Genomic DNA, 14,332 nt, shown 5'->3' with positions numbered 1-14,332 from the left:
CCCGATAACAATCATGCCTTGGAGCCTAAGGGGGAAAGTTTGCAATTCGATTTGATCGATTGCTAAACTTTTGCCTTTCCCTTCGCGAAGATGAGACTTTCCGCGGTGAATCGGGAAGTCAGCCGTGGCCGTCATGCGACGAGTTGTTGCAAAGCGGCTGACAGCCTCGGAAAATCATAGGGTTTGGGAAAGAACAGTGCTCACGGCGCGTGACGCGTGATCCAAAGCGTTCCGAAGACCATGATCACGACGGTCGGCACACCCACTACGAACCCACCGATCATACTGTCCCGGAATGCTGTAGTACTTCGCCGCGCTCCACGCCCGTCGTCGCGACAGGCCAGCTCTCCACCTTGAAGGCGCCGATCAGCGTAATGACGGCGATGCGGATGCCGAGCATGTGGCCCAATAGGTGACGATGACCTGCATCAATGAGGTAGATCAGGAACAGGCCGATAGCGGCGAGCGTCATGAGTTTCTCGCAAAATATTAGTCACCAATATTTGTTTTTTCCAAAGAAAAATCTATATTCTATCAATTAATTTCAGTTTTACCTTTTATATCTCTTGTATAATTTCCAGAGAACAGATATCAAAAAGAAAATTTTTGTGAGATTTGTCTTCGCTTGATTGGCTTTCCTATCATTGTCGATTTGCCTATTCCCATTCCGGTGGCGGATTTCACTATGAATCCGAAAGGAATATCGCTATGAATGCAGGCATGTTGAAGTTTTTCAACACGAACAAGGGGTTTGGCTTCATTTCCCCGGATGACGGCGCCACCGATGTGTTCGTGCATATTTCCGCGGTTGAACGCGCAGGTTTGCACTCGCTCGTCGAGGGCCAGAAGGTGAGCTACGACGTGGTTCAGGACCACAAGTCGGGCAGGAGCTTCGCAGACAACCTGCGCGCCGCATAGAATTCATGCGCCTCTTTGCCGACCACGGATGTAACTGGCGGCAAAGACGGCGGGGGGACAAAGAGGCCGGGGTAATGCCCGGCCTCTTTGTTTCCTGCACACGTAATGAATTGCGCAAAAGAGCTAGCTATAAGCCGAGCAATTTTCGCTCTCGGCGATACGGTGCTCAAACCGGATCTCTTTCGTCAGACGGAAACCAACTCAACCCTGCCAGATTATAGGAGTCCTGTCGGCCGACTAGAAGAAACAGCAAATGGCGCTGCTCTGAAATGACAAGATTTGCAAGTGCTCGTTCGCGACAACAATGTCGACCAGGGGAAGATGCAACGCGAAGGGCTTTTTCGCGAAATGAAAGCACGCAGTGCTTATGAAAAAACCTCACAGAAACGAGTGCGAGAAAAGGCCGAAGCCATCAGGCGGGCTCGCAAACTCGCCCGCAAGAAGGCGCAACGGGAAGGCCTGATCGCCTCGCCCAAAAGGAAGACCGTCGTCAAAGGCAGCCGGTAAGGAGGAGTGCCGATGGCGCGCCCAAGACAATATTCGTCTAAGCCGACGAAGCCAAACGCGGAGAAGAAGGCAACGGACATAAGCTTCATGGCAAGAGGCATTGTCGAACAGGAAGCTACTGCCCGCGGCAAAAAACCGAAAGGACGCCACAGCTGCCGATGACCCGGATAAACACAATTGCTCCCAGCAGCCCCGATCATGAAAAAGCCTGGCTGAAAATCCTCTCCGCCTATCGCAAGCCCCATATTGGCCGAAGCACGTTCGAACTGGCCGTAACCCTTGTGCCCTTTGTTCTCCTGTGGGCCAGCGCTTGGGCGTCGATGCACTTCGGTTACTGGTTCGGCCTGATCCTCATTGTGCCGGCAGCCGGGTTCCTTCTGCGCTTGTTCATGCTGCAACATGACTGCGGCCATGGCTCCTTCTTCGGCCGGCGCCGCCTGGATGATTGGACGGGACGGGCGATCGGTGTGCTGACATTGACACCCTACGACTACTGGCGCAGGGCCCATGCTGAACATCATGCCTCGGCCGGCAATCTCGACAAACGGGGTATCGGTGATATCACCACGCTCACTGTCGCAGAATATGGAACGTTGACGCGTCGAGGGCGGCTCGGCTACCGCCTTTACCGGCATCCGATCGTCATGTTCGGCATCGGTCCCGCGTGGCTCTTTCTCTTCAAGCAGCGTTTGCCGTTCGGCATGATGCGATCCGGCGCCCTGCCATGGGTTTCGACGATGGCAACGAATGCCGCCATCGCAGCACTCGCCGCCCTTCTTGTCTGGGCGGTCGGCCCTGTTCCGTTTCTCGTCATCCATCTGCCGATCGTGCTCCTTGCCGGAGCGGCAGGCGTCTGGCTGTTCTTCGTCCAACACCAGTTCGAAGACACCTATTGGTCTCGGCCTCCGGAGTGGACGTTCCAATACGCGGCCATGCACGGCGCCTCGCACTACGACTTGCCCCGCCCCCTGCGTTGGATAAGCGGCAATATCGGCATGCACCACATCCATCACCTGTCGAGCCGTGTTCCTTTCTACCGGCTTCCGGAGGTTCTACGTGACTATCCTGAACTGCGAGACTTGGGACACATCACGATCAAGGAAAGCCTCCGCTGTGTGAAGCTCGTCGTCTGGGATGAAGCATCGCACCAAATGCTGTCGTTTCGCGACGCGGGAGCACGTCGTAAAGTCGCAAAGTGAAACCGCAACCGTCAGCAAACCATGCTGCACAGACAAAGACGCGCAGCGCACCAACCATCAATGAACTTCAAGGATTCGCACAGGGTGATGGGTGGGGATCCAATACCTGCAATTTGGCGGCCGCGGCCGCCCCCTGTCACCAAATGGATTGAGATTAGACAATGAAGACCCTGAATGAAAAATTTCTCATTATTTTGAGTGCTTTCCACAGCGTTAGATATGGCGTGTCCCCGTCCGTGCTGCTTGGTACCGTCGAAAACCATTCCAAGAAGTATGGCCTCGCGGGAAAGGAATACACCGAGACCGTCGAAGCGGCGATTGGCGCTGGACTTATTGGCCTCACGTCCGACTCATCTCTTTCAATCAAGGGGGCGGGGCGAGCGAAGCTGGGCAAACCGTAGCTCGCTGATCATACACTTCGCGGCACAAGAGGCATTGTCCCATAGCAAAGCATGGGGTCGATAACGCCTCCGGACTGCCAAGGAAGCCGAGTTACAATCAGGTGCCGCTCGGCGGTCATTGCATGGGGAATCTGATCGAACCAGCGGCAGCACATCACTAGCCTGCGACGCGATCCGGCCATCGGCGCCCCGCGCTCATTGTTCCATTCCTGCAGATCGTTTCCATCGGGCGGCCGAAAGTCTGCTCGAGTTGCTCCGCCAGCGCGCGGGGAGGCTTCACGGGAAGGACAAGCCGCATCAGTCGAAGCGACATGCTTGAAGAGGATTCGCCACGTCGGCCCATTGCGCTTAGGTTTTGACAACCGCTTGCTGGTTTACGGTTATCCCCAAAGTCGTACCCCGCCTCGTTTTGCGAGACGGGGCCGAAGTTCTCAGCCGTAGCGGATTAGTTGTACGGCGAATTGCAATAGGCCCTCACGCCTGCCCGCGGCACATACGTGTTGTCGGAAGCGCGATATGTCCGGTAGCGATCGGCGCACCACTGGACATGACTGCCGCCGTAGCTCGTCGAAGGCTGTGACATCGCGCCTCCGATGATGGCTCCGGCTCCGAAAGCCGCAAGCGGATACCACCAACCGTCATTGTGACGGCGATAACCCCGGCGATGTTCTCGGTAACCCCGCTGGCCGTTATACCAACCCTGGCGGTCGCGACCCGGCCGGCGAACCTCCCGCCTGTCGCGTCTGTCCCGTCGAACCTCTCGCCCTCCTCGAAGCCATTCTCTCCTGTCCTGAACTTGCTGCACGTCGCTTTGAATAATGACCGATTTAAACGGTACGCTCATCGGTGCAGCCAGCGCGGGGGACAAACCAGAGAATACCGTGGCAATGGCAATTGCTATTATCGATAGCTTTTTCACGTTCTCTTCCTTTCAAGTGACGCCCAAGCATAGGGGTCATCAATTGAACGCTGAATGAACGCGAAGTTTCCGACAGTAACGATATCGTGTGCCATATATGGAGAGGCGGACGATGCCGGAGCTGAGGCGGCTTAACAAAGCGCATTCCGGGGACTGTCGCCTTTGGGGTCGGATTATCTGGCACCAGCCTCGCAATGACCTTAATTGAATTGTTGCTAAATTTGCGCGTGGGGCGCATTGTCCAATCTTCGGTAGCCATCGACACGGGCGCTACCGCTTGTGGGATAACCTCCTTCGCCCGCAACACGAAAGAAGGACGGTATGTCTTCCAAAGTCTCTGCCATAGATTTCAACCCAGCCTGCAACCGCATTCTCAACCAGATGCTTCATAAGGCGGGCTATGTCACTGCCAGGATGCAGCCGCTGGCAGGTCCCCTTGCGCGGCAATCCAAAGCCGTACTCGTTCGGTTTATGTCTGGCGTTATGCGCGATGGCGCTGCCGGCACGCCCAGCGAACCGAACTCAGTCGCTGCGTTCGGCCGCGCTTAGAGCCGAATGCGGCTGATGACGAGACCCACACGAGGTCACGCTCCAGTTCGCGCGAGTTGAGGCCCGGTCTCGCCGTGCGCGCCCCCGGCACAATCTGCGTCGGGCTTTCCTGGACAAATGCAGTTCCCACGATGACGGAGATCACGACGCCTTCAATCGAAGAAGGAACGTTGCGCGGTTCCAAGGGTTGGTGAGGATTGACAGGAGAACCTCGTGCGCACAGCCCTTGTAGTGGAAGACGAAGTGCTGATCCGCTTGACATTGGTCGACGCGCTGCACGAGGCGGGCTTCGACGTCGTCGATACTGGCTCGGCAGACCATGCTGTCAAGATCATAAACGAGCAGACGATCCACCTTCTATTCACGGATATCCAGCTGCCGGGCAAGCTGACGGGCCTCGATCTCGCCCAAAGAGTTGCCGAGCGTTTTCCCGATGCCGGAATCATCGTGGCATCCGGCCGGATACAGCCAACGAGCGCGGATTTACCGCCCAGGGCAAAGTTCTTCGCAAAGCCATTCCGCTTCGACCAAATCATCGAGTGCTTGAAAGCAATGAATCGTCACTAGATTTCGGCTGCACTCCGCATGCACATATATGACTGCGCAAGCGATGTGATCCGTGGCATAACGTGTGGGGCCGAATTCGAGAGACTTCATGAAGATTGCTGGCGATGCCGAAACGATTTCATCACGAGAGCGCTTCCTTGAGGCGATCGTGCAGAGCGCGATCGATTACGCCATCATATCCATGGACCTCGACGGCCTCGTGACGAGTTGGAATGAAGGCGCTGTCAAAATACTAGGCTGGGAAGCCGAGGACATGATCGGAAAACCGGCGACGGTTTTTTTCACGCAGGAAGATAGGGAAAATGGCGTTCCGCAGAAGGAGATGACCGCCGCCCTCAACCGCGGACGGGGAAATGACGAGCGATGGCATCTGCGCGCTGACGGCACGATGTTCTGGGCCTCCGGCGAAATGATGGCTTTGCGTGCGCCCGACGACAAGACGATCGGCTTCATCAAAATCCTTCGCGACAGAACCGGGGAACGTGAACGGGCGGAGCGAGAGCGTCTCCTGATGCACGAGCTCGCCCATCGGATGAAGAATACGCTGTCTGTCGTCCAGGCGATCGTGACACAGTCCTTGCGGAATGCGGTTTCCCTGGACGATGCGACCGACAAGCTTCAATTGCGTATCGCAGCCTATGCCAAGGCCCATGAAATCCTGTTGCAGAGGGACTGGGTAAGCGCAACGCTCGCGGACGTCGTGGCGGCCGCCAAAATGAACATCGGGTTGGACGGGAGCTCTCGGATCAGATCAAGCGGGCCTGATGTGCACCTCGGACCACAAGCGGCTCTATCATTTGCAATGATTTTTCACGAACTCCTCACAAACGCCTCGAAATATGGAGCTTTGTCGAATGCAGAGGGGTATGTCGACATAACATGGGCAATCGAACGTCGCGATGCCACGGAGACGCTCGTCACATGCTGGCGAGAGATCGGCGGTCCGCGCATCGCGAATTCCGAACCGGATCGCAAGGGGTTCGGCTCGCGCCTCATCGTTTCCAGCCTGCAAGCCTTCGGTGAGGCGAACGTCTCCTACAGGCAAGAGGGGTTCGTCCTCCTTGCCGAGTTACCGCTCGCAAAAATTCAGCTCCAAAGTGACTTATCCGCGATTGAAAAGTCGACGCGCTGAGGCAAGCCCGCATTGCGGCATCTTCGCCCTCGTCAGCCAACAAAAAAGGCCGGGGCGAAACCGCACCGACCTTCCTCATCATCGCTTGTCTACCAGTGCCAGTACATCCGTGGTCAAAAGCATGAAGCGATGGCGGCGATTGCGAGCGGCAGAGATTTTCCAGCGCTCATCAGCAATACCGATAAATGATATATAGGCGGTCACTTTGTCGAAAACAAGCTTCATGCGACATGCTTGCTTGCGAACTGCGGGCAATCTTTGTTTCACGCCTTCAAGCCACAGAAATGATGTGTTGCCAAAGGAGGGAAATAGGTCCACAGTCCTTGTTCCAGCAGCCATCTTACGGGCGCTGCTGTTTGAGGGTTTATTACCCTGGCCCCAAGCGAGGAGGACGCCATGTCTTCCCTATTTCACCAACCGAAGAAATACGATTTTGCGACCCTGGCCGGTTACGTCTTATCCGCAACGAGCCTTGCGATGATCGTCTACATCCTGATCGAGGGATGGCTGTGGTAATCCTCAACGGCGAAGACGACGGGAAGCGGTGTTCGAAATGACCGAAAGAACCACACAAACTGAAATCACGTTCACGCATCCGTTTCGTCTGGAGTCCCTTTCTGAGCCCCTGGAAGCGGGCACATATCGCCTGGTCGTTGACGAGGAGTTGATAGAAGGCCTGAGCTTTACCGCGTATCGGAGGGTGGCGACCCACCTTGAGATTCCCGCGATTTCGGTCGCGATGGCCAGACGCCAGTTCCTTCAGGTATCGCCGGCAGAGATCGACGAGGCATTGGTACGCGACGGAGCAGCCCCGCTGTCGCGATGACCGGCACGTTGCTACCTGCCCGTCGACGTTGAATCCAGCACGCCGGCTTTGGCTTGGGGTCCCGTTATCGGCGGCTCGGTGGCCGCAGCGGCCACCACAATCATTCTTCTTCTCCTAGGTTCCAGTGTGGGCCTCACGATGCTCTCACCATGGGCAGGCAACAGCGCTTCCTTCACGACAGTCAGCGTCACGGCCGCCATCTGGTTCGTGGTCGTTCAGTGGCTGGCCTCCGCGCTTGGCGGTTATCTGGCCGGCGGCTGCGGACGAAGTGGGCTGGCGTTCACACGGACGAGGTGTTCTTTCGCGACACCGCGCACGGCTTTCTGAGCTGGGCACTGGCAACGGTGAGGGCGGCTTCTTTTCCAGCATATGGCAGAACAATTTTATTGTGCAGCGCAGCAACCTTATTGCGGCCGAGGGGTTAGAGTGTATGCGCCGGTCCGGCGCACAACCCGGAGCCCCCCATGAGATCCCTGTCCGATACGCTCGAACGGCTTGCGCGGCTGCGCTCCGTCAAACCCGCCGCACCGGCCGGCTCCATCCTGAGGAAGCTCGATCATTTCGGAGGCAACCCGGGCGGCCTGACGGCCTGGCAGCATGTGCCGAAGCAATTGCCGGCAGCACCGGCTTTGGTGGTCGTGCTACACGGCTGCACACAAACCGCCGCCGGCTATGATGCCAGCTCCGGCTGGTCGGCCCTCGCCGAGGACTACGGCTTCGTAGCGCTCTTTCCCGAACAGAACAGACAGAACAATGCGAACCTTTGTTTCAACTGGTTCAATGCCACCGACACCCAGCGGGACCAGGGCGAAGCGATGTCCATCCGGCAGATGATCGCCAGCATGGTCATCGAACACCGCATCGATGAGCGCCGGATCTACATCACCGGCCTTTCTGCCGGGGGCGCAATGGCCAACGCCATGCTGGCCTGCTACCCGGACGTCTTTGCCGGCGGCGCCATCATCGCCGGTCTCCCATACGCCGCCGCCTCGACCGTCCCGGAAGCGTTCGACCGCATGCGCGGCGAAGGAATTCCGAAGACTTCCGCCTTGCAGGCAAACCTGCGCGTCGCCTCGCGACATGAAGGCGCCTGGCCGACGGTTTCCGTCTGGCAGGGAACGAGCGACAACACGGTGGTTCCGGAAAACGCGGCCGCGATCATCGCGCAATGGCGTGGCGTCCATGCGGTTCCGGACCAGCCCACCCAGGTCGATACAATCGATCGACATTCACGGTCCATATGGCGCGACGATCGCGGCATTGAGGCACTCGAGCTCTACAGGATTTCCGGCATGGGGCATGGTACGCCGATCGACACATCCACCGGCTATGGCAGGGCCGCGCCATTCATGCTCGACGTCGGTCTTTCCTCGACGGTGCAGATAGCCAGAACCTGGGGCCTTGCCGCCTCCTTCGAACGCCGCGAGCGCCCGCAGGCGTCGACCTCTGCGGAAAGAACGATCACGCAGCAACCCCCATCGAGCGGCGGCGCCGGCAACAATATTCAGTCCGTCATCGAGGGGGCACTGCGTTCGGCCGGCCTAATGAAATGACTGCGGGTTCAGCGCCATCCATGAAGAAAATAACCGCTTCATCGCCGCACGACGCAGCCGACGCCGCCACCATCCACGATGTGAAGCCAGGACGGGGCGCGGGCGGCGAACTTCATCAGACCGCAGAACGCAACACACCCTTGCTGACGACTTTCATTTCCGCGAAAAGACCTTCCAATTCGACGACGAGTGTATTCCCGACCGGGTCGTCCATGCCCGTGGCTATGGCCCGGAACGCTTCTTTGATATCCATGAGGCGCTTGCTGCCTATACCAGGGCCGACCCTTTCCAGCGCCTTGGCGAATGCACGCCCGGCTTCGTTCGCTTCTCGACGGTCACGGGCAGCAAGGGGTCCTTCGACCTTGCACGCGAAGTGCGGGGCTTCGCGGTGAAAATCCATACGAGGGAGGGAACTGGGATCTTGTCGGCAACAATATCCCAGTCTTCCTCATCAGGATGCGATCAAGTTCCCGGACGTGATCCATGCCGTGAAGCCTGAGCCCGACTGGGCTCTTTCCGCAGGCCCAGTCCGCCCATGACACCTTCTGCAACCTTATCAGCCTCTTCGACGCTGTCGCGCTGTTGATCTCCGTCGAAGCATCGTCGACCCGGTGAAGACGCGAGGGCCCGCGACCTCGCCGCCGATGCCTTTCAGCACTGCAAGTTTGTCGGCTACGACGCGTCGGCGATACCATTGCTTGTAAATGGCCGGCATCGGCTATGCTCTTGATGAGGGTACCGTTTGAGGAAGAGCTTGCACGCTTCGTATCGGATCTCGGCAAGCTGCGTGTGTGGGGACAGGAGTCTTCGGTAAAGCTTGGCAAAGCCTCAGCGGCGATCGAGTAGGATCACGAATGGGGCGCGGGGGCAATGCCGCGCTTTTCGTCACGGGTTCTGATGCGCAGCACGGACTGGATCATTTCCATTTCACGCGATGAAACTTCAGGAACTCTGGCATCGGAAGACATGTCGTCCTCCTTTGATTGGGGCCAGGGTAACTAACCCTTGAACAGCAGTGTCCATACCATGGCTGCTGAAGAAACCCCATGAGCCTCCCCCGCCTCGTTAGCAAGGATTCAATAAGGCGAAGTCGAGGGAATGCCTCTGATGGCGGCAGAGGTCGCCAGCTGGCATCGCCTAGCCAAAGTCGGAAGTGGTCAGCGTGTTCGAATTGCGCCGATGCTTTGTATACACTCTCCTTGCAGCGTCGTAGATGGGCGTGCGCATCGCATCGAAAGCCGAAAGGCACTGCGCTTCCGACATGCCCGCCGCTCGTGCGCGGCCCTCGGCCAGCGCCTCGGCCTCGACGAAAAAACGGATCTCGAACATGCCGTCATGGCCGAAAAAACGCACGGCATTGCGCACCTCGTCGAAACTGCGGGCCGGGTTGGGGAATGCCAGCGTCATGACTGGCACCTGTTGCGTTCGTTTCTGCGCCGAGCGTTGCGTCGATTGAGCGTCAGCATGCCGTCGGTCGCGTCCGATATGGTGAGGTCAGTCAGCGTGCAGCCGTTGATCCGTGCCGGGACGCCGGTGAAGACATGATATACAGTCCAGGTTCGATCCCTCTCGATCCTCCTTCCGTATTGATGGTCGAGTGCGTCGGTAGCGGACGCCCCGCCTTCATTCTCCCAAACCTCGACCCTAAGCACCTGTCGCTTGTGTTCAGCATGAATATTCATGGGTTTTAACCTTTCATCCGGAGTTCCCGCGCGGATTTCGCCCGTGTAGAGCCTGTTTCCGTCTGGATCACCAAGGGACAGCGCGTCGGGTTTCTGCGGCATGTTGAGAGTTTTCGAAAGCTGATGGGTAATTTCGATTGCGCTGACGAGATCGATGGCATCCAAGGTTTCACGACCGATAACAGCATAGGCATCGTCCGTTTTTCGAGTCCGGTAAAACGCAATTACGAACTTCATTACCTTCCCTCCCCTCTCGGACAATCACCGTCGTCACGCTTTACCCTTGGAACGCGGCGCATTGCTGTTTGCAGCAAGTTTCAGATGGCTGGCGAACGATGATGCGTCGGGCTTGGGTGCGGCCTTGTCCTGCTTAGGCTTCCTGGTCTCGCGATTGCTACGTTTCTGTCCCTTAGCCATGGCCGAAGGTCCTTTCGATAAGAGTGGCTCCCTCGCCTGATGAAGTATTTACCGGCGTGAGCTTGTCCTGTGTTGTCACCCGTTCGTGACGTTCGTCGTCATTACGAATGCGATACTGCGGAAACGCACCGGCCGACGGGAGGGTGCCGGTAATGCGATAGATGCCGGCGATCGAAGGTCGCGATTGGAAGCCGCCCTTCAGCCGGACAGCCTGCCCCACGGCGTAGAGATGCCGCGTTGTATCCGGGCGGACCTGTCGTAAGAGGTTTCGGGAAATAGTCTGGTTGTCGGTCATGTCTGGTTGTCCTGTGTCGCGCTTTGCACGCCGGCTCCGGCAAATGAATGAGGCAAGCGATCCCTTGCCACGCAAGCCGGGTAGCAGAAGTGTCTTGGAGAAATGCACGATGGTCTACGCCGTGCGTCTGGTTAGGGTGGGCCGTGTCCCGAGGTGGCCCGCCGCTCTCCCGAGCCGGCGCACACCCGCATCCGCCCGTTTCAATGCATCGACTGGAACGGCATACCGCACCATTGGCGCATAGATTCGCTATCGAGTATTCAAGAAAGAGGGTGCGTCTCTGCACCGCGAGGCCAGGCCAGCCACCAGGAAGCCTATTCATGCGCCTCGATTGCGTGGAAAACAAGGCGTGTGAAGCTGGGGGGGTCGAACCAATAACATCCTCGCCCGGAACGCATCGTCGAAACAAAGTGGCTGAACCGCTGCATGGGCCTGTCTCATCCCCCGTTTTTCACACAACTCGTGCTGCTCATTCGGCAACCGTCGCGACGGACGCAATCCGCCACGTCTTCACTATTACCTGTGTTTACCCGGGACGGTCTGTTATGAATGGCCCACGCATTGCTTTCGAACAACGCGATATCGAGGTTTCGAAGTCAGCGCCGCCCCGCAACACGCATCGGTGATTGGATGACCATTTTCTCCGTCCGGCATGTCACCGCCTATCGCTACAGGAGACGCGTGGCATTCGGCGAGCATCGGCTGCTGTTCCGGCCAAGGGACAGTTTCGATCAGACGCTTTTGAATTCTCGCCTGATGGTGAAGCCGCAACCGGACCATGTCCGGTGGATCCATGACGTCTTCGGTAATTGCGTCGCCCTCATAGGCTTTGCCAAGGCCTCACGTGACCTTCGCTTCGAAACCGTCATTCGCCTTGAGCACACACCACTGGCCGCAATGGATCTGCAGATCGACGAGGAGGCTTTGACCTATCCGTTTGCATACGATCCCGAAGAAGCACCGGACCTGGAAGGAACCATCAGGCGTCAATACCCCGACCCGGAGGGTGAGGTCGCCAAATGGGCGCAGCAATTCGTGCGGATCGGGCAGCCCACCGAAACCGGGCACCTGCTGATGACGATGTGCTACGCGATCCATGAGGGTTTCGTTTATGCCCGCCGGTTGGAGCACGGGACGCAGGCTCCGGTCGAAACCCTCAAGCTCCGGCGTGGCACCTGCCGCGATTTCGCGCTGTTGATGATGGAGGCGGCTAGATCGCTCGGGCTCGCTGCACGCTTCGTCACCGGTTACATCTACGTTCCGGATCGCGATGGTTCAACCACGCTCGGTGGTGGGTCGACCCACGCCTGGTGCCAGGTTTATCTGCCCGGCGCCGGCTGGGTGGAGTTCGACCCCACCAACGGCATTGTCGGCAACCGCGACCTGATCCGCGTCGGTGTGGCCCGCGATCCGAAACAGGCGGTTCCGCTTTGGGGTAGCTACGATGGCAGCGCCTCCGATTTCGACAGCATGTCCGTACAAGTGAACGTTACAACCGACGATCTCGGCGCCAGGCTCCATGGATGAGCGGAACACCCGCCTCGCCTGGACGTTGCCGCTGAACAGCCGTTTTGGCAGGGGTTCCTCCTCATAAGGATGCAACAATGAAAATACGCGCTGGGTTTCACCTGGGCTACGAATGCAAGCAGGCGACGCCGATGCTGCTGGTCCTCAACATCCATCCGTCACGCCGCGCGGATCTTCTCACCGAACAGGTGCTGAGTTTCGACCGGCCGATCGAAAGCTGGGGGTATATCGATGGCTTCGGCAATGCCTGCAGCCGGATCGTCGCGCCGCCGGGGCTTACCACGATCTCCACGGAGTTCGAGATTTATGATGGTGGCCTGCCAGATCCCACGCCGGAAAATGCCTTCCAGCACGATATCAAGGATCTGCCGGACGACGTGCTGGTGTACCTGCTCGGCAGCCGCTACTGCGATACCGACCACCTTGCAGACTTCGCCTGGAAGACGTTTTCATCGACGCCTCTCGGCTGGCCGAGGGTCCAGGCGATCCTCGACTTCGTTCACAACCACATCGCATTCGACTACCAGAAGGCCGATCCTCTCAGGACAGCCTATGGCGGATACAAAGACCGGACAGGCGTGTGCCGCGACTTCGCGCATCTCGCCATCACGCTTTGCCGGTGCATGAACATTCCCGCGCGGTATTGCACGGGCTATCTCGGCGATATCGGCGTACCGAAGGACCCGAACCCGATGGATTTCAGCGCCTGGTTCGAAGTCTATCTCGGTGGCCACTGGCATACCGTCGACGCGCGGCACAACACGCCACGCATCGGCCGCATCCTGATGGCGACCGGCCGCGACGCCACCGACGTGGCGATGACGACCGCCTTCGGGCCGGCAATCCTCTCGCGTTTCGAAGTCGTAACGGAAGAAATCACCCACGCTGCCTAGCGGGTCATTTGAAGCGCGAGATCGAGAACTGTGCTAAATTGAAAAAATCGCATCAGCGGCCCATCTCCTAGAATAAGCGCTCCGATCTACGGCAATCGTTTCGGGAGGGCGGAATATGTGGGCGCAAGCCGACGCTCTTCGTGATGTCGGCGCTTGAATCCGAGATCGAAGCAATGTATATACTAGAAAGTATATACAATAAGGAGGCACGTATGCCACATGTCGCACGCGTATTCCAATCCGGAAACTCTCAAGCAGTTCGCCTGCCGAAGGAATTCCGTCTCAACGTCGATCGTGTGGAAATCACCCAGGAGGGCGATGCGCTCATTTTGCGTCCGCATGTCGAGCGTGGTGAATCGTGGTCGTCGCTGAAGGCTGCGCTGGCGCGCGGCCTAAGCGAGGATTTCTTGGAAAGCGGGCGCGAACAGCCAGACCCACAGGACCGGCCGGAGTTTGATGCGGTGTTTCCGTGATTTCGCATCTCCTCGACACCAACGCGGTCATCGCCTTGATCGGCCGCAGATCGGAAGAATTGGTCAATCGAGTGCTCCAGAACGCCGAAGGGACAATCGGCCTGCCGTCGATCGTCGCGCATGAACTCTATTTCGGGGCACAGAAGAGTGCGAAGGTTCAGCACAACCTCGAGACCTTGCGCTTGTTGTTCGCAGATTTTCCGATCCTCGATTTCGACCAGCGCGATGCTTTTGCCGCCGGCGAGATTCGGGCTGCTCTGGCCGCCAAAGGCACGCCCATAGGTCCCTATGACGTCTTGATAGCAGGGCAAGCCAAAGCTCGCGGCCTGATGCTCGTCACCAACAATATGGGCGAGTTCAACCGGGTCGAGGGCCTTCATGTGGAAGACTGGTCAGCGAGCTAGCATTACAGGTGCGTTTTGGTTTTCAGATGAGCTCGTCAAGCGGCCGCCTGACCAGCGCGTCTCCAGCGTG

19 protein-coding genes and 2 pseudogenes are annotated in these 14,332 nt (G+C 58.1%); 14 read left to right on the top strand and 7 right to left on the bottom strand.

Annotated elements, in window-relative coordinates; genetic code table 11:
• Positions 1-280: 280 nt before the first annotated feature.
• On the bottom strand, positions 281-472 hold the full coding sequence (locus AABF56_RS05295; RefSeq protein ID WP_272805164.1) for a hypothetical protein: 192 nt from the start codon (positions 470-472) through the stop codon (positions 281-283).
• Between the two features lie 236 nt (positions 473-708).
• Between AABF56_RS05295 and AABF56_RS05290 the strand changes: the two genes are divergently transcribed.
• The 4 genes from AABF56_RS05290 to AABF56_RS05275 all read left to right on the top strand — a co-directional run bounded on the left by AABF56_RS05290 (position 709) and on the right by AABF56_RS05275 (position 3,025).
• A complete protein-coding gene (locus AABF56_RS05290; RefSeq protein WP_272805163.1) occupies positions 709-918 on the top strand; it encodes a cold-shock protein in 210 nt (69 codons plus the stop codon).
• 279 nt (positions 919-1,197) lie between these two features.
• Positions 1,198-1,425: a 30S ribosomal protein S21 gene (gene rpsU / locus AABF56_RS05285; RefSeq protein ID WP_272805162.1), complete on the top strand. Its 228-nt coding sequence runs from the start codon at positions 1,198-1,200 to the stop codon at positions 1,423-1,425.
• Between the two features lie 158 nt (positions 1,426-1,583).
• Positions 1,584-2,624: a fatty acid desaturase gene (locus AABF56_RS05280; RefSeq protein WP_272805161.1), complete on the top strand. Its 1,041-nt coding sequence runs from the start codon at positions 1,584-1,586 to the stop codon at positions 2,622-2,624.
• A 161-nt stretch (positions 2,625-2,785) separates the two neighbouring features.
• A complete protein-coding gene (locus AABF56_RS05275) occupies positions 2,786-3,025 on the top strand; it encodes a hypothetical protein (protein ID WP_272805160.1) in 240 nt (79 codons plus the stop codon).
• Between the two features lie 445 nt (positions 3,026-3,470).
• Here AABF56_RS05275 and AABF56_RS37745 read toward each other — a convergent pair whose 3' ends face one another.
• Positions 3,471-3,944 carry a BA14K family protein gene (locus tag AABF56_RS37745; RefSeq protein ID WP_443021092.1) on the bottom strand — a complete coding sequence of 158 codons (474 nt, stop codon included), beginning with the start codon at positions 3,942-3,944 and terminating at the stop codon, positions 3,471-3,473.
• Positions 3,945-4,706: 762 nt separating this feature from the next.
• Here AABF56_RS37745 and AABF56_RS05265 point away from each other — a divergent pair.
• Complete coding sequence (locus AABF56_RS05265; RefSeq protein WP_272805159.1) at positions 4,707-5,060, top strand: response regulator; 354 nt, start codon at positions 4,707-4,709, stop codon at positions 5,058-5,060.
• 88 nt (positions 5,061-5,148) lie between these two features.
• Complete coding sequence (locus tag AABF56_RS05260; RefSeq protein WP_272805158.1) at positions 5,149-6,192, top strand: sensor histidine kinase; 1,044 nt, start codon at positions 5,149-5,151, stop codon at positions 6,190-6,192.
• A gap of 78 nt (positions 6,193-6,270) precedes the next feature.
• On the opposite strand, the gene AABF56_RS05255 is transcribed toward AABF56_RS05260, so the two are convergent.
• Complete coding sequence (locus AABF56_RS05255; protein ID WP_272805157.1) at positions 6,271-6,417, bottom strand: hypothetical protein; 147 nt, start codon at positions 6,415-6,417, stop codon at positions 6,271-6,273.
• A gap of 328 nt (positions 6,418-6,745) precedes the next feature.
• Between AABF56_RS05255 and AABF56_RS05250 the strand changes: the two genes are divergently transcribed.
• From AABF56_RS05250 to AABF56_RS05235, 4 genes and pseudogenes are all read left to right on the top strand, one after another.
• On the top strand, positions 6,746-7,018 hold the full coding sequence (locus AABF56_RS05250; protein ID WP_272805156.1) for a hypothetical protein: 273 nt from the start codon (positions 6,746-6,748) through the stop codon (positions 7,016-7,018).
• Between the two features lie 15 nt (positions 7,019-7,033).
• A pseudogene (locus AABF56_RS05245) lies at positions 7,034-7,419 on the top strand (hypothetical protein); the annotation flags it as partial.
• Positions 7,420-7,482: 63 nt separating this feature from the next.
• A complete protein-coding gene (locus AABF56_RS05240) occupies positions 7,483-8,571 on the top strand; it encodes an extracellular catalytic domain type 1 short-chain-length polyhydroxyalkanoate depolymerase (RefSeq protein ID WP_272805155.1) in 1,089 nt (362 codons plus the stop codon).
• A gap of 20 nt (positions 8,572-8,591) precedes the next feature.
• Positions 8,592-9,135: pseudogene (locus AABF56_RS05235) on the top strand (catalase); the annotation flags it as partial.
• A gap of 573 nt (positions 9,136-9,708) precedes the next feature.
• Here the strand turns inward: AABF56_RS05235 and AABF56_RS05230 are convergent.
• The 4 genes from AABF56_RS05230 to AABF56_RS05215 are packed head-to-tail and all read right to left on the bottom strand — an operon-like array spanning position 9,709 to position 10,965.
• Complete coding sequence (locus tag AABF56_RS05230) at positions 9,709-9,978, bottom strand: DUF1488 domain-containing protein (protein ID WP_272805154.1); 270 nt, start codon at positions 9,976-9,978, stop codon at positions 9,709-9,711.
• Positions 9,975-10,490, bottom strand: a complete 516-nt coding sequence (locus AABF56_RS05225; RefSeq protein WP_336314373.1) for a hypothetical protein — start codon at positions 10,488-10,490, stop codon at positions 9,975-9,977. Before AABF56_RS05225 ends, AABF56_RS05230 begins: the two co-directional genes overlap by 4 nt.
• Before the next feature lie 33 nt (positions 10,491-10,523).
• Complete coding sequence (locus AABF56_RS05220; RefSeq protein ID WP_272805153.1) at positions 10,524-10,670, bottom strand: hypothetical protein; 147 nt, start codon at positions 10,668-10,670, stop codon at positions 10,524-10,526.
• Complete coding sequence (locus AABF56_RS05215) at positions 10,663-10,965, bottom strand: hypothetical protein (RefSeq protein ID WP_272805152.1); 303 nt, start codon at positions 10,963-10,965, stop codon at positions 10,663-10,665. Before AABF56_RS05215 ends, AABF56_RS05220 begins: the two co-directional genes overlap by 8 nt.
• Positions 10,966-11,595: 630 nt before the next feature.
• On the opposite strand from AABF56_RS05215, the gene AABF56_RS05210 reads away from it, so the two are divergent.
• The 4 genes from AABF56_RS05210 to AABF56_RS05195 all read left to right on the top strand — a co-directional run bounded on the left by AABF56_RS05210 (position 11,596) and on the right by AABF56_RS05195 (position 14,262).
• Positions 11,596-12,492 carry a transglutaminase family protein gene (locus AABF56_RS05210; protein ID WP_272805151.1) on the top strand — a complete coding sequence of 299 codons (897 nt, stop codon included), beginning with the start codon at positions 11,596-11,598 and terminating at the stop codon, positions 12,490-12,492.
• 77 nt (positions 12,493-12,569) lie between these two features.
• Positions 12,570-13,385: a transglutaminase-like domain-containing protein gene (locus AABF56_RS05205; RefSeq protein WP_272805150.1), complete on the top strand. Its 816-nt coding sequence runs from the start codon at positions 12,570-12,572 to the stop codon at positions 13,383-13,385.
• Between the two features lie 212 nt (positions 13,386-13,597).
• The gene (locus AABF56_RS05200; RefSeq protein ID WP_272805149.1) at positions 13,598-13,858 is read left to right on the top strand and encodes an antitoxin; all 261 of its coding nucleotides are present in this window, start codon (positions 13,598-13,600) and stop codon (positions 13,856-13,858) included.
• A complete protein-coding gene (locus AABF56_RS05195; protein ID WP_272805148.1) occupies positions 13,855-14,262 on the top strand; it encodes a type II toxin-antitoxin system VapC family toxin in 408 nt (135 codons plus the stop codon). Before AABF56_RS05200 ends, AABF56_RS05195 begins: the two co-directional genes overlap by 4 nt.
• The last annotated feature ends 70 nt before the right edge of the window (positions 14,263-14,332 follow it).

Origin of the sequence: Shinella sp. WSC3-e, from assembly GCF_945994535.1 — a bacterium.
In the GTDB taxonomy this organism is placed as follows: domain Bacteria; phylum Pseudomonadota; class Alphaproteobacteria; order Rhizobiales; family Rhizobiaceae; genus Shinella; species Shinella yambaruensis.
The sequence above is the reverse complement of the archived record's forward strand: the minus strand, read 5'-3'. Positions and strand labels throughout refer to the sequence as shown.